The 14446-nt window shown below is 28.1% G+C and carries 13 protein-coding genes; 3 read left to right on the top strand and 10 right to left on the bottom strand.

What is annotated here, in order from left to right; translation table 11 throughout:
• The first annotated feature begins 31 nt into the window (after positions 1–31).
• From CSPB_RS04835 to CSPB_RS04845, 3 genes are read left to right on the top strand one after another with little or no spacing between them, the layout of a single operon-like run.
• Positions 32–1981 (top strand): EAL domain-containing protein, encoded by a 1950-nt coding sequence (locus tag CSPB_RS04835; protein ID WP_089193378.1) that lies wholly within the window; start codon positions 32–34, stop codon positions 1979–1981.
• Positions 1978–2574 carry a LysE family transporter gene (locus CSPB_RS04840; RefSeq protein ID WP_227484227.1) on the top strand — a complete coding sequence of 199 codons (597 nt, stop codon included), beginning with the start codon at positions 1978–1980 and terminating at the stop codon, positions 2572–2574. The genes CSPB_RS04835 and CSPB_RS04840 overlap by 4 nt, the downstream gene beginning before the upstream one ends.
• Positions 2575–2629: 55 nt before the next feature.
• Complete coding sequence (locus CSPB_RS04845) at positions 2630–3004, top strand: RidA family protein (RefSeq protein ID WP_089193379.1); 375 nt, start codon at positions 2630–2632, stop codon at positions 3002–3004.
• Positions 3005–3050: 46 nt separating this feature from the next.
• On the opposite strand, the gene CSPB_RS04850 is transcribed toward CSPB_RS04845, so the two are convergent.
• The 10 genes from CSPB_RS04850 to CSPB_RS04890 all read right to left on the bottom strand — a co-directional run bounded on the left by CSPB_RS04850 (position 3051) and on the right by CSPB_RS04890 (position 14087).
• The gene (locus CSPB_RS04850) at positions 3051–5213 is read right to left on the bottom strand and encodes a polyribonucleotide nucleotidyltransferase (RefSeq protein ID WP_089193380.1); all 2163 of its coding nucleotides are present in this window, start codon (positions 5211–5213) and stop codon (positions 3051–3053) included.
• Positions 5203–5898, bottom strand: coding sequence for a phosphoribosyltransferase (locus CSPB_RS04855; protein ID WP_033916821.1), 696 nt, complete (start codon positions 5896–5898; stop codon positions 5203–5205). The genes CSPB_RS04850 and CSPB_RS04855 overlap by 11 nt, the downstream gene beginning before the upstream one ends.
• Positions 5895–8087: an LPS-assembly protein LptD gene (locus tag CSPB_RS04860; RefSeq protein WP_089193381.1), complete on the bottom strand. Its 2193-nt coding sequence runs from the start codon at positions 8085–8087 to the stop codon at positions 5895–5897. The genes CSPB_RS04855 and CSPB_RS04860 overlap by 4 nt, the downstream gene beginning before the upstream one ends.
• Complete coding sequence (locus tag CSPB_RS04865) at positions 8077–8529, bottom strand: RDD family protein (protein ID WP_089193382.1); 453 nt, start codon at positions 8527–8529, stop codon at positions 8077–8079. Before CSPB_RS04865 ends, CSPB_RS04860 begins: the two co-directional genes overlap by 11 nt.
• Positions 8526–9770: a phosphoribosylamine--glycine ligase gene (purD, locus tag CSPB_RS04870; RefSeq protein WP_089193383.1), complete on the bottom strand. Its 1245-nt coding sequence runs from the start codon at positions 9768–9770 to the stop codon at positions 8526–8528. The genes CSPB_RS04865 and purD overlap by 4 nt, the downstream gene beginning before the upstream one ends.
• A gap of 266 nt (positions 9771–10036) precedes the next feature.
• Positions 10037–10672 (bottom strand): uroporphyrinogen-III synthase, encoded by a 636-nt coding sequence (locus CSPB_RS04875; RefSeq protein WP_089193384.1) that lies wholly within the window; start codon positions 10670–10672, stop codon positions 10037–10039.
• A 33-nt stretch (positions 10673–10705) separates the two neighbouring features.
• Positions 10706–11245, bottom strand: coding sequence for an isoprenylcysteine carboxyl methyltransferase family protein (locus CSPB_RS04880; protein ID WP_089193385.1), 540 nt, complete (start codon positions 11243–11245; stop codon positions 10706–10708).
• A gap of 165 nt (positions 11246–11410) precedes the next feature.
• The gene (locus CSPB_RS08665; protein WP_201260244.1) at positions 11411–12643 is read right to left on the bottom strand and encodes an ATP-binding cassette domain-containing protein; all 1233 of its coding nucleotides are present in this window, start codon (positions 12641–12643) and stop codon (positions 11411–11413) included.
• A 9-nt stretch (positions 12644–12652) separates the two neighbouring features.
• Positions 12653–13666: an excinuclease ABC subunit UvrA gene (locus tag CSPB_RS08670; RefSeq protein ID WP_201260245.1), complete on the bottom strand. Its 1014-nt coding sequence runs from the start codon at positions 13664–13666 to the stop codon at positions 12653–12655.
• Positions 13659–14087: a MarR family winged helix-turn-helix transcriptional regulator gene (locus CSPB_RS04890; protein ID WP_089193386.1), complete on the bottom strand. Its 429-nt coding sequence runs from the start codon at positions 14085–14087 to the stop codon at positions 13659–13661. Before CSPB_RS04890 ends, CSPB_RS08670 begins: the two co-directional genes overlap by 8 nt.
• Positions 14088–14446: the final 359 nt, after the last annotated feature.

The following is a 14446-nucleotide window of genomic DNA, read 5'->3' on the forward strand; positions in this document are numbered from 1 at the left end:
TTTTGTTAAAAAATCATTTAAGGTTTAAACAATGGAAAATGAAAATACACCTGATTTAAAAACAAAAAATCATAAACTCAAATTTATATTAATACCTATAATATTGTTTATTTTTATAATACCAATAAATATTTTATTTTTATTATCTATGTATTATATGGATGATGATTTTAGAACAGAAGCTAAGTTTTTAAGTGTAAAAGAAACCATAGACAAGATAGAATTTAATTTAAAAAAATATGAAAATATTTCAGACTTTGATTTTGATAAATATATAAAAAATAGCTCTGAGTCCATATGGATGATTGGTTCTAATGACTTAAAAGAACCTACTATATACTATAGCTCTAGATACCCAGAATTAATAAACTCACCACTATCTAACAGCAAATATATATTAATTGGTTTAGATGAATATAAAGCTACCATAAAAGAAAATGAAATTTATAAATTCCAAGATATATCAAAATATATAAAGAAAGTAGTTTATTTCAAAAAAATCAGAGATGATTTAATCATAGGATTTGATACAATATATATATTAGAAGGTAATTTTGCAAAAAATCATAATTTTACATATTGGATAATAGACAATATCAAATCAAATATTATTATTAGCTTATTAGTATTAGCAATATCGATATTAGCAATATATATTTTATATAAATTTTATATAAGTTTTATAATAAAAATACAAGATGATATAAATAGAAAAAATAATGAACTACGCAATAAAAACAAAGAATTAAGACAAAAGATTTATATAGATTCCCTAACTGGTCTTTCAAATAAAACAGCTATATATAGGGATCTAAAAGATATGCAAATGCCAAAAATTATAGTTATAGATATTGATGATTTTAAGATAATGAATGATTATTTTGGAAAAACGGTATGCAATGAACTTTTAAAAAAACTATCAAAAATTCTAAAAGATTTTTCAAAACAATATAACCTAAAACTATATAGACTTATAGGCGATCAGTTTGCACTTTTAGAAGATTCGCCATTTGACATAGAAAAATATGAAAATATGGTACAAGATTTAATCGCAAAACTTAAAGGAAAAATTTTTAGCATTCCTACTCCTGAAGATACTCTAGATTGCCAAGTAGAACTACATGTAACAATAGGCATGGCATTAGAATCAGAAAATACATTAGAAAAAGCTTTCACGGCATTAAAAATGGCAAAAAATCTAAATAAAGATTATGTTTGTTATTTTAAAGAAATAGATCAAATAAGAGAATTTAAAACAAGTATTTCTAGATCATATATGATAAATAAAGCTATATACAACAATGAAGTTATGCCATATTTTCAACCAATTTTCGATAAAAACAAAAACATTATAAAATATGAATCTTTAGTAAGAATTGTTAACGATACAGAAGGCGCTATAAGTCCTGCTGTTTTTTTAGAAGTTTCTAAAAAAACAAAAAGATATGCTGAGATAGAAATGATACTTATAGATAAAACATTTAAAACTCTCAAAAAACATCCAAATACAATAATATCTTTAAACATATCAAAAATAGATATGATAGATGGAATTATAAGTTCTTTTATAATAGAAAAACTGAGTGAATACGACATAGGAAATAGAGTTGTTTTTGAAATACTAGAAGATGAAAATATAGAAAACATAAGAAGAATTGAAGATTTCATAAAAAGAGTAAAAAGAATGGGTGCTAAAATAGCAATAGATGACTTTGGAAGCGGATATAGCAATTTTGCCTATTTATTAAAACTAATGCCAGATTATCTAAAAATAGACGGTTCAATAATAAAAGATATAGATAAAGATAGAAACTCATATGCCATAACAAGAGCAATTGTTGCATTTGCAAAAGACTTGAATATAAAAACAATAGCAGAGTTCGTGAAATCAAAAGAGGTTTTTGATATATGCGTTGAACTTAATATAGATGAATTTCAAGGCTACTATTTAGGTGAACCAAAAAAGGATTTATTATATTGATTAATTTTTTGCTTCATGGGATTTTATTAGGATATGGTGCAGCAGTACCTATAGGTCCTGTAAATATAATCATAATGTCTTATGCGCTTAAATCTTATATTTATGCACTTTTATTTGGAATTGGTGCTATGTGTGCTGACATTTTTTATCTAATTCTTTTAAATTATGGTATTTTAAATTTTTTAAATACACCAATAATTCTAAAATCTTTAGCTGTATTTGGAGCTATTTTTTTACTATATATATCTTACACAATTATAAAAAATGCACACAATAAAATATCTTTTAAAGATGTTGAATTTTCATCAAAGCTTCAAACATTCCTAAAAGGTTTCTTGCTTACAATAAGCAATCCTTATACTATAGGATTTTGGCTAAGCATAGCAACTATAAGTAGCGATAAATCATCGAGTATAGCTATTATTTCTGGTTTGATTATAGCTATATTTTCTTGGATTTCACTAATGCCTCTTTTTGTATACAAAAACAGAAATTTTATAAACAATCATATGGCAAGAAATCTATCTTACATAGCTTCTATAATATTACTTTTCTTTGCTTTTATGTTAATTTACAAAAATTTTATTATTTAAAAAACATATATTATTAATAATGATATAATTTACAAATTTTATTTTAGGAGAAAATATGAAAAAAATTTCAACAAAAAATGCACCCGCAGCTATTGGACCATATTCGCAAGCAGTTATCTCAAATGGTTTTATATTTGGCTCTGGACAAATTCCTCTTACAAAAGATGGTGAACTTTTGAGTAATGATGTAGTTAATCAAACTCATCAAGTTATGAAAAATATATCCTGTGTTTTACAAGAAGCTGGTTCATCATTAGACAACATAGTAAAAACTACAATTTTTTTAAAAAATATAAGTGATTTTGCAAAAGTAAATGAAGTTTATGCAAGTTATTTTAAAGGCGAAATAAAACCAGCAAGAAGCACTGTTGGCATAGCAAATCTACCAAAAGACGTTCTAGTAGAGATAGAGTATATAGCTCAAATTTAAACTATACAAATAGAAAAGAGTTAATTCTTTTCTATTTTATGTAATTTTACTCAGCTAAATCAAGAGAGATTTTGTTACCTTTTTGTTCGCCTACTTTTACTTTTATCTTATCTCCAACGCTAAGTGGAGTTTTTATTTTTGATATATGCAAAAGTCCATCAATATTATCTCTTAAAGAAATAAATGCACCAAAATCTAAAATATTTTTAACTTCCCCCTCAAACTCTTCACCCATTTCAAATTTGATCGTCTCTTTTTTATGTTGAGAATTTTGCTTTCTTTTTTGATTTTTATCTTTAGAAACTATTTCTATTATATAATCTTTTGCAGCATCTACATTTTTTTTAACATCTCCAGCTATCTTAACTTCGCCTTTTTCTCTATCTAAATCAACACTAACTGCAAATTTTTCTATAATCTCTTTTATAGTTTTTCCAGCTTGTCCTATGATATCTACAATTTTACTTGGATCTATGTTAAAAAGTTCAAATTTAGGTAAAATATCTTCATTTAAAACAATCTGATCATTTGCATTTTCCATTAAATTTAAAATATGCTCTCTGCCCTCTTTTGCTTGATATAGTGCTTGCCTTAATACATCTAAACTAATACCGCCAAGCTTTATATCCATCTGCAAAGCAGTTATCCCATCAATAGATCCTGCAACTTTAAAATCCATATCGCCATCATGATCTTCAAGTCCCATTATATCAGTTAAAATAGCATATTTATCATCCTCAAATACAAGCCCCATAGCAACGCCAGCAACTAATTTTATAGTATCAACACCAGCTGCTCTCATGCAAAGAGATCCACCGCAAACACTAGCCATAGAACTAGAACCATTGCTTTCTAAAATTTCACTTACAACTCTTATTGTATAAGGCGAAGTTTCTTGTATGCTAGGAGCTAATGCTCTTTTAGCTAAATTTCCATGCCCCAATTCTCTTCTTCCAGGACTTCTTAATGGACTTGCTTCGCCAACACAAAATCCAGGAAAATTATAATTAAACATAAATCTCTCAGCAACAGCTCCCTTTTGAGTAAGCATTTCGCTCATCTGAGCATCACTATCTGAGCCAAGAGTAGCTACAACAAGAGCTTGAGTTTGACCTCTTGTAAAAAGACAACTTCCATGTGCATTAGGAAGTATGTTGGTTTCTATACTAATAGGTCTAACATCTTTTAATCCTCTACCATCGGCTCTTTTATGCTCATTTATAATCTGATCTCTTATGATTTTTCTTTTGTATTTACCTAGAACATTTTGTATAACTTTAAGATCCCAACCTTCATTTACAGCAGTTTCATCTTCTGATATAGCTTTTGCTATTGTATCAAGTTCACTAGCCCTTTCGCTTTTAGCCATTTTATTTATGGCATCTTTTACATCATTTTTATAAAATTCATCTATATAAACGGCTATACTTTCATTTTCTATCTCTGGTTTTAAATCAAGATTTGCATCTTCTTTTTTTAAATTTAAAAAAGCCTCTTCATAAGCGTTACTGCCTTTTAGTATAGCAGCTCTTGCAAACTCAATAGCTTCAAGCATTCTATCTTCACTAAATTCATTCATATTTTGATTTATAACAAGATCAGATAAATCTTTTGATAAATTATTATTATCGCCAATTGTTGGCAAACTTCTCATCTCTATCATTAAAAGTTCATCTTTTAATCCAGCTACATACAAATCCAAAGTAGAATTATTAAGATCGCTATTGCTAGGATTTATTACAAATTTATCATCTATACAGCCAACTCTAACGCCACAAACCGGCATTGAAACAGGTATATCACTTAAATAAAGTGCGATACTAGCAGCATTTAAGCTCACAACTTGCAAATCAACTTCAGGATCTGCTGAAAGAACATAAACCACAATTTGAGTAGGATAAGCATAACCTTTTGGAAAAAGCGGCCTTAAACTTCTATCTATTATCCTAGATGTTAAAATTTCAAAATCACCAGGTTTTGTCTCTCTTTTTACATATCCACCAGGAATTCTCCCAGCTGCGTATTGTTTTTCTATATATTGCACAGTTAAAGGCAAAAAATCATCTTCAACTTGCGAATTTTCTCTAGCAACAGTAGCTAATATAACTGTGTTTTTTACTCTCATTAAAACAGCACCAGCTGCTTGTTTTGCAACTTTATCTACATCAAAAATTTCATTTTGATTATTTACTTCTATTTTAACTTGCACTCTTATCTCCTTTTTGAAGCGGCAAATAATATGGACTTTCTTCTAGTATAGAAACTATAATTTCTGGACTTGAAATAATTTTATTTCTATAATAAAAATCCACACTAACAAAATTAGCAATTTTATGAACGGCATAAACCTTATCCACTAAAACATTTAGCTCATCGGCGATATCAGTTGAAATAAGAGGTGTGAGATAAGTTATAGATTTTACCCCTTCATTTAACAGAGTTTTTACACAAATTTCAGCAGTAAGTCCAGTTTCACAACCTTCGTCAATAAGCAAAATGTTTTTATTTGCTAATTCACCTAATAAATTTCCTTTTCTAAATTTATAAACATTTTTTAAAATTTTTTCTTCGTATTTCCTATGCGCCTCCCCAAAAACATAACCAAGCGTTATGCCAAAAGATTTTATTAAATTTTCATGCAGAACTATCTCTTGTGTTTCGCTTACCATACCTATCACACATTCGCCATTATGTGGTGCATAAATGGATTCACAAAACATAATCTCATAACTTAATTTAAGCTCTTTTGCGACAATATCTGCAACTATAACAGAATCCAAGGATGAACACACCATAAGATAATCATCGTTTACCAAATCATTTGGTAAAATTTCTATGATTTTTTGTGCCGCTTCAATTTGATTTTCAAATTGCAACTCTTCTAGAGCAATCATTGATTACCACTATATTGCGTTGTGGAATAATCATAGCCAACGCTACCGATTGGATAAAAATTAAAATACAAATACACAGCTTTTTTCTTCTCCATTCCTGGGCCTGCACTTGTAAATTCAGGCTCTAAATCTTCTTTAAATTTAATAGTATATCCCCAACATTTTCTTCTATAATTTATCCCTGTACTCCATGTTTTTGTATAGTTATTTTCAAAATCATATCCAAAGCTACCAAAAACAGAATAATACCTATTTATATTAACTAAACCAGTTGCACCAAAATACTCTTCTTTATCATATTTTTGAGTATTTTTACTCTTTCCTTTATTTTCATAATTATGCCAAAGTCTAAGCGATATGATAGAGTGTGAATAATTAATCATACTTTGTATTTTTTCAAATATATCTTCACTAAAATCATATTCAAATTTATTATGAAGAGATAAATTTGAATAAGGGAAAATAGATATACGATGCTTTAAATTTAGATATTTATCTTTATCTATATTATAACCACTCTCAACGCTATGTCTTAGTACTTTTCTACCATCTTTGTTATAAAAATACTGAACCATACTAGCAGATGAAGTTTCATCTAAATACTTTTCATCCACACTAGTTACAAAATTATCTTCTAAATATCTATCAAACAGATTAATATTTGATAAATCACCATATCCATTATATATTTTTTTATCTATACCATTTTTTTCATACCCTGGAATTACATAATCAACTGCAAAATTTATAGTATGAAAAAAGTTACTATAAGCCTTAGAAAGCTCTGTGGATAAAGCAAATTGAGTGTATGTGTTTATATAATCATTATCTTTTACATCTTGAATTTGATTATCTATGATAGCTTTGTTTTTTGAGTAATTAACCTTTGTGGTGTATAAATTTTCTTTAACTACAAATTTCAAATACTCATCCATTAAATCTGTGCTCCAAGTTACTGGCAGATTAAACTCAACTTGATTTGCAGTTGTTCCTATATCCCTATCATATCTATGATATAGCAAATCAGTAGAATAAAGAAGTTTTGGCATAAAAAGCGAATCTACAAATTTATGATATTGTATGGTAGGAAGTTCTTGAACTGTTTTGTCATTATTTCCTTTTGACGCAAGCTCAAAAAGATCCACATAATATCTACCATAAAGACCCACATAATGATTGTCTTTAGAAAGAAAATAATTTAACCTAGAAGTTACCAAAGAATCATCATAGTCATTATCAGATCCTGTATTTTGAAGCTTTAGATACTCAACATCTCTTAAAGATATATAATCTATCCAAAGCCCTTCTTTATAGCTATCATCTAGCAAATATTTTACTAATTTATCCCTTTCATACTTTAACTCAAAACCTTTATGAGAATCGTTTTTTAGATTTTGCTCTTCTTGATAAGATTTCTTTTCTTTAAAAATACCAGTTGTAATACTTCCTCTTGAATCCATAGAATCAACAAATCTAAATGTTCCATAAATTCCAGTTCCTCTATTTGTTCTAATCTGAGGATCTAACTCTAAATCCCATCTATCTTGTGGTGCGAAATATATCGGTTGCCTATAAAACAATCCTTCCTTTTGCTTATATCCAACACTTGGAATCAAAAGTCCAGTTCTTCTAGTTTTATCTGTTGGAAATCCAAAATATGGAAGATAAAAAACAGGAACACTTCCTATATAAAATCTAGGGTTAAAAAGATGTAAATACTTGCTTTCTTTGTTCATCATACCGCTTGTAAATTTAATAGACCAATCAGGATCATTAACATTACAACTTGATACCACAGAACCACTTGTATTATAATACTCTTTATCATCACAAGCATTATCGCTTTGTATCCAAACTTCATTTTGCTTATTCATCATAAAAGAAGCATCCGAAGTTATGTTATTATTTTCTAAATAAAGTTTTGTGTAAGATGACCTGCTAATATAACCATCTTTTGTCATAAAATTTACATTACCAAAAAGCTCTATACTAGAATTATCATCATCGTGATACATAGCTTTATCAGCAGTAGCAAGATAGCTTTGCGAGAAAACCAAAACATTACCATTTGCTATAGTTGTATTTCCTTCTTTGGTTACTTCATCTGCTAAAAGTTCCATATTTTCAATTTTACAATACGAAATCGTAGAAAGCACGCAAAGAAAAAAAATAATCTTTTTAATACGCATTTATCACCACTGTTTTTGCGATTTTATCATGCCAAGTTTGTCTTAGCTGATTTCCTAAAGCCCAAACAAACCCTAAGTATAAAAAACTCTCACTAACTATTCTAAAAATCGCTCTTAAAATAGCTGTGCTTAATTTTGGTTTTGAAAGCATAACAACATCAATGCATACTATTTTACAAATTATTTTACCTATAGTTGCACCATAATACCATATAAAAAACGACTGATAAACAACTTTTAAAAGCACAAGTTGAAGACTCATGGATGAAACCATTTGCAATGTTTGTTCAAAATCATTATTGGTAGTAAAAAAATCCCAATAAATTATCACAAAAAGCAAACTAAGTAAAACCTCATCAATGGCATAAGATAAAAATCTTTTGTTCATTGGTGCTATATCAATGCCCTCTGTATTTAGTTTTTTTAATACATTATCACTCATTTTAATGCCTGATATGCGATATCTTTTCTAAATTTTGCACCTTTAAATTTAACATTTTGGCAAAGCATATAAGCTTTTTCCTGTGCTTCTTTTATGTTATCTCCACTGCCAACACAAACCAAAACTCTACCACCATTTGCATATAGTTTTTTATCTTCTAAGCTAACTCCAGCATAACAAATATGTGTGTCATTTGGTATATTTTCTACATTAATCTCTTGTTTTGGCGAAGAACTAAAAGGATAATTTTCACTAGCCATCACAACGCCAACGCTAAATTTATTATACAGCTCTATCTTAGTTAATTTACCTAAACTAGCATCTTTTAAAATACCAGCCAAATCGCCTTTTATTAGCGGCATCAAAACTTCACATTCTGGATCACCAAAACGAACATTGTATTCAAGCACATATGGTTCATTATTAACAATCATAAGACCTACAAACAAAACACCACAAAATGGTGCATTTTCTTGTATCATACCATCAAGCGTAACTCTTAGTATCTCATTTTCAACTCTTTTTAAAAGATTATCATTAGCTAGTGGACTTGGTGCATAAGCCCCCATTCCACCTGTATTTGGTCCCATATCTCCATCATTAAGTTTTTTATGATCTTGTGCAAAAGGCAAACTTACAAAGTTTTTACCATCACAAATCGCAAAAAAACTAAGCTCATATCCATCCAAAAATTCTTCTATAACCACATTTTTTCCAGCTTCACCAAAACTTTTTCCACTAAGCATATCAAGAGCTTCTTTTTTTGCCTCATTGTGAGAATTTGCTATGATAACGCCTTTGCCAGCACAAAGCCCATCAGCTTTTACAACAACTTTATCACCTAAAGTATCAATAAATTTACAAATTTCATCTTTATCGTTTGAGCTTAGAAATCTAGCTGTTTTAATATTATATTTCTTAAGGAAATTTTTCATATAAACTTTGCTACCTTCAAGCTTTGCAGCATTTTTACTTGGGCCAAATATAACTAAATTTCTTTTTTTAAATACATCCACAATACCATTTGTAAGAGGATCTTCTGGACCAACGATTGTTAAATCTATCTTGTTTTGCTCACAAAAATCAGCCAACTTTTCAAAATCTGTTATATCTAAATTTACTCCTAAGTTATTTGTAGCACCATTTCCAGGTGCAAAGAAAAGCGAATTATCTTTATTTTCAAGAAGTTTTATAGCAATGGCATATTCTCTGCCACCGCTTCCAATTATCAAAATTTTCAAATATTGTCTCCAAAATAAAATACCCAAACGAGCGTTGTTGTAAATGGTCGGCCCTAAAAAGCCAAACTTGCAACTAGACTAGTTCTACAGGTTGCAATCTCTCGCTTTCAAAAAAAAGCTCAAACAAAACCACATCACACGAACTAAGTACATCATCGCCATACTTATGTGTTGGACCCTCAAAAATACTGACGCTTCGTTCAGGCGATTAAATTATAACAAAACAATACTTAAATTTACAGCCAATGTGTATATAAATTTAGAATTTACGCTAAATTTTTTGCAATTTCTATACAATCTTCTATGCTTTGAGTTTTACTAACAATGATATTTGAAAAATTTTTCAAACTTATTGCTGTTTTTTTGCCTATTGCTATGATTTTATAACTAGCATCTAGTTCAAAATTTCTTAAAAAACCATTAACATTAGATGGGGATGTAAAAATAATAATGCTGTTTTTAGGCGGCTTTAAATCATTTGCTAAATTTAAAAAAACATTTTCATAGGCTATTATTTCTGTTAAATTTACACCGCCATTTTTTAAAATTACAAAAACATCAGATACAACTTCTTTTGCTCTTAAAAATAGTGGTTTTTTATCTTTTAAAAGCGGTGCTATCTCATTTGCAAATTCATCACCATGTGAGTTTTTAGCTGTGTAAATTTCACTAAATCCAAAATTTAATGCCTCTTTTGTACTGCCCTCACCTATGCTAAAAACTTCTAAATTTGCTAAATTTATAGAGTTAAATTTCAAAGATTTGATACTATTTTTTGATGTTATAACTAAAGCATCAAATTTACTTAAATCAATGTTAAATTTATGAAATTTAATCTCACAAACTTGCAAATGTTTAACACTTTTATCATCAAATTTTGTATGAGAAACTAGATATATCATTTTGCTACTTTATTTATAAATTTTATAATAAAATCAAAATTCTTTTATACCATTTGGTATGATTACATTTTTTATCAAATTATCTTCTTCTTTTATCCTTATATACATAATTATAAGATAAATTGGAGCTAAAATAATAAACGACACACTAGCATGACAAAGCATTGAAAGTCCTACGAGTTCTGGAAAAATATTTAGATAATAGTTTGGATGTTTTATTGTCCTAAAAAGAAAATGTGGGTTGTATTTGTGATTTTTAGCTATCATCAGCTTAACTGTCCAAATACCTTTTAATAAATAATTTACTATATAATACAACATAAAAAATGCAAACATTAGCAATCCTAAACCAATACAACTAACCATATCAAATTTCACCCCTCTTACAATAGCTTCAAATAAACAAAAAAGATAAAACATAACATGAACTATAGTTATAGCTTTTGTATTATTTACGCCATACTCTTTTCCGCCATTTTTTAAAATATTTTTCTCATTTTTCTTAGAAATTTTTAAAAAATATAACCTTAAAACAAAAACACAAAAAACCAAAATAAAAATTAAATAATCCAATAAGACCACCTTTTATAAAATAAAAGCGTTATTTTATCAAGTTTATTAAATATCGTCAATTAAATATATCCAAACTTAACATATTCTTTATTAAATTTTTTAAAAAATTTGATATGAAATGTTGTTTTTTAAGTCTTAAATAATATTTTCAAGTTTATACAAGTTTTATTGTTTTTTTAAAAATCTTCTTAAATGTCTTGCAGTAAAAGAATCTTGGCATTTGATAAAATCAATTGGATATCCTTGAAATAATAAATTTCCTCCCATCTTTCCTCCTTTTGGACCAAGATCGATAATCCAGTCTGCTTGAGCAATAACAGACAAATTATGCTCTATAATTATTACAGTATTTCCTTTTCTTACTAATTCACGAATAAGCATCAATAAATTGTCAATGTCAGATTCATGTAACCCCGTTGTAGGTTCGTCTAAGATAATAATTTCTGATGTATGATTTAATAACATTTGCGCTATCTTTAATCTTTGCAGTTCCCCTCCAGAATATGAGTCAAGGTTTTGTCCAAGTTTTATATAGTATAAATTGGCTTCAATAATAGATTCTAATGTGTGTCTTATTAATTTATTATCAAAAAACATCTCCTTTGCTTCTTGGGCAGTTAGATCAAATATTTCGCTTATATTTTTACCTCTATATATGTATGAGAGCGCTTTATCATTAAATCTTTTTCCTTGGCATTTTTCGCAAATTTCTTCAAAATCTCCAAGATAAGCTAAGTCAAGCTTTACAACACCTTTTCCTTTACATATAGGACAAGCTCCTTTGCCAGTCATAGAAAAAAGTGATATATCAACATGATTTTCTTTACTAAAAACTTTTTTAATTTCATCATAAATTTTTAAATAAGTAGCAATATTGGAGCGACTAGAAGCTTGTGGCATACTTTGATCTAAAATTGTTGACTTCGGATAGCTATTTACAAAAACTTCCCTTATTAATGTGCTTTTTCCAGATCCTGCAACCCCTGTTACTAATGTGATGGCATTTTTAGGAATTTTTACAGAGATATTTTTTAAATTATGCTTTGATACATTGACAAGTTCATAATATTTTAAGAATTGTTTCTTTTCTTGGACTATAGTATGTTTTTTTAAAAATGCTTTAGCTGTAACCGTATTTGACCTTAACAAATTTTCAAATGGACCTTGAAAAGTTACTTTACCTCCATGAATTCCTGCTCCTTCACCAAAGTTAATTACTTCATCACATACCTTAATCATATCTAAATCATGATCAATAAACAAAACTGTATTGCCCTTATTTTTTATTTCTTTAAAAATATTAGCAATACCTTTAATATCTTGAGGATGAAGACCTACGCTTGGTTCATCAAATATATAAAGCACATCCGATAAAGAACTATTTAAATACTTAACCATCTTAATTCTTTAAGATTCGCCACCAGATAAAGTGCTTGTTGGTTGATTTAATTTTAAATAATCTAATCCCACAATAGACAAACTTCTCAATTTTGTTTTTAATTCATGAATGATAATGGATGCACTTTCATCATCAATACTATCCAAAAAATGATATAAGTCATTAACCATCATATCCGAGCAATCCGCTATAGATTTATCTCGTATTTTTGCACTCAAAACTTCTTCACTTAACCTAGCCCCGTGACATTTTGGACATACTAATGTTGTTAAAACTCGTTCTAAATCTTTTTTGTATTTTGTGTTTTCTACATTGACAAAGGCATTCATAATTCTTGGAATTACTCCAAGATATTTTGCCGTTTTATGCCAATTCTTAGTTGGATTTTTAGGTTTGATTTCAGGTGAATATAAAAGTAAATCCAGTTCATTTTTCGTATAATCTATTATTTTCTTATCACTATCAAAAAAACCAGATTCCGTGTATCTTGTTAATCTCCAACCACCATTTTGAAATGTTGGAAACTCTATTGCACTATCATTTAATGACTTATTAAAGTCAATTAACTTTTTGACATCTATAGACTTTACAATTCCTAATCCTTGACAGTTTTTGCACATCCCTTTAGAATTATTAAATGAATACTTCATAGAATAACCGATAAAAGGCTTAGCAATCCTTGAATACAAAAGTCTCAAATCAGAATAAATTCCCGTAACTGTCCCTACTGTTGACCTTGAATTACCTTGCAATCTTTTTTGATTAATAACCAAAGAGACAGGAAGATTAGAAATTGAATCAACTATAGGTTTTTTATATTTAGGCAATAAATTTTGAATATAAGTGGAATAAGTTTCGTTTAATAATCTTTGTGATTCACTTGCAATCGTATCAAATACAAAAGACGATTTTCCAGATCCAGAAATACCTGTAACTGCAATTATTTTATATTTTGGGACTTTTACTGAAATATGCTTGAGATTATTTGTGGCTGCATTTTTTATAACTATAAAATTATTCATCTGTTTTTATCCTAGCCATACGCAATTTGCCTGATAGTTTATTTGATAAATAAGCAAACGCTTCTTGCTCTTCTTTAGAAAAAATTTTTAATGCTGTTTGATGAAGTGCAGTATGTTTAGCCGAAATATCATCTAGTAAACTTTTACCCTCTTTAGTAATATAAGTATATAATTCTCTTCCATCAAATTTATTTGGAAGTTGTTGTATATATCCTTTAACTTTCAATCCTTTTAATGCTTTTGAAATTTTAGTTCGCGATATTCCAAGTAAAATACTTAAATTTGATGGTAAAATTTTACCATTGTTTTTTAATTGATATAAAATATCATATTGCAACCAAGTAATTTGTCTAGGATTTACTAAATTTCTTTCAGCAACCATTTCACATTGCAAATCTATAAGAGATTTTTTTAAATCCATATGTTAACCCCTAAATATAATTTCTATATGGAAATTATATCAAAATAAAAATCATTTTAGAATCTTTGCAAGTTTAAAATAATCTTATTTAACGTTATAATTTATTATTAAAAATTTTTGCTATATACATTTATTAGATATTGCAAAGTAGTATTTATTAATATACATCAAACCAAAAAAGAGTAAATTTTATGAATTTTTAACTAATTCTCTAATCTTTTGCTTCTTAGCTTTAATTCTAAAAAATACAATTATTTAAAAATATCAATCAAAATTTACTCAATAATCAATCAAATCATTCTTTTTTTAATTTTTATAGCAAACACAACACTCTCTTATAAGGCCCTAAAGTCTATTTT

This window comes from Campylobacter sputorum (genome assembly GCF_002220775.1).
Classification (GTDB): domain Bacteria; phylum Campylobacterota; class Campylobacteria; order Campylobacterales; family Campylobacteraceae; genus Campylobacter_F; species Campylobacter_F bovis.

Bases quoted from the DNA above. Each gene is read 5' to 3' on its own strand.
- CSPB_RS04835 (WP_089193378.1), top strand. From the start codon at position 32: ATGGAAAATGAAAATACACCTGATTTAAAAACAAAAAATCATAAACTC.
- CSPB_RS04845 (WP_089193379.1), top strand. From the start codon at position 2,630: ATGAAAAAAATTTCAACAAAAAATGCACCCGCAGCTATTGGACCATAT.
- CSPB_RS04855 (WP_033916821.1), bottom strand. From the start codon at position 5,898: ATGATTGCTCTAGAAGAGTTGCAATTTGAAAATCAAATTGAAGCGGCA.
- CSPB_RS04860 (WP_089193381.1), bottom strand. From the start codon at position 8,087: ATGCGTATTAAAAAGATTATTTTTTTTCTTTGCGTGCTTTCTACGATT.
- CSPB_RS04865 (WP_089193382.1), bottom strand. From the start codon at position 8,529: ATGAGTGATAATGTATTAAAAAAACTAAATACAGAGGGCATTGATATA.
- CSPB_RS04875 (WP_089193384.1), bottom strand. From the start codon at position 10,672: ATGATATATCTAGTTTCTCATACAAAATTTGATGATAAAAGTGTTAAA.
- CSPB_RS08665 (WP_201260244.1), bottom strand. From the start codon at position 12,643: ATGGTTAAGTATTTAAATAGTTCTTTATCGGATGTGCTTTATATATTT.
- CSPB_RS08670 (WP_201260245.1), bottom strand. From the start codon at position 13,666: ATGAATAATTTTATAGTTATAAAAAATGCAGCCACAAATAATCTCAAG.
- CSPB_RS04890 (WP_089193386.1), bottom strand. From the start codon at position 14,087: ATGGATTTAAAAAAATCTCTTATAGATTTGCAATGTGAAATGGTTGCT.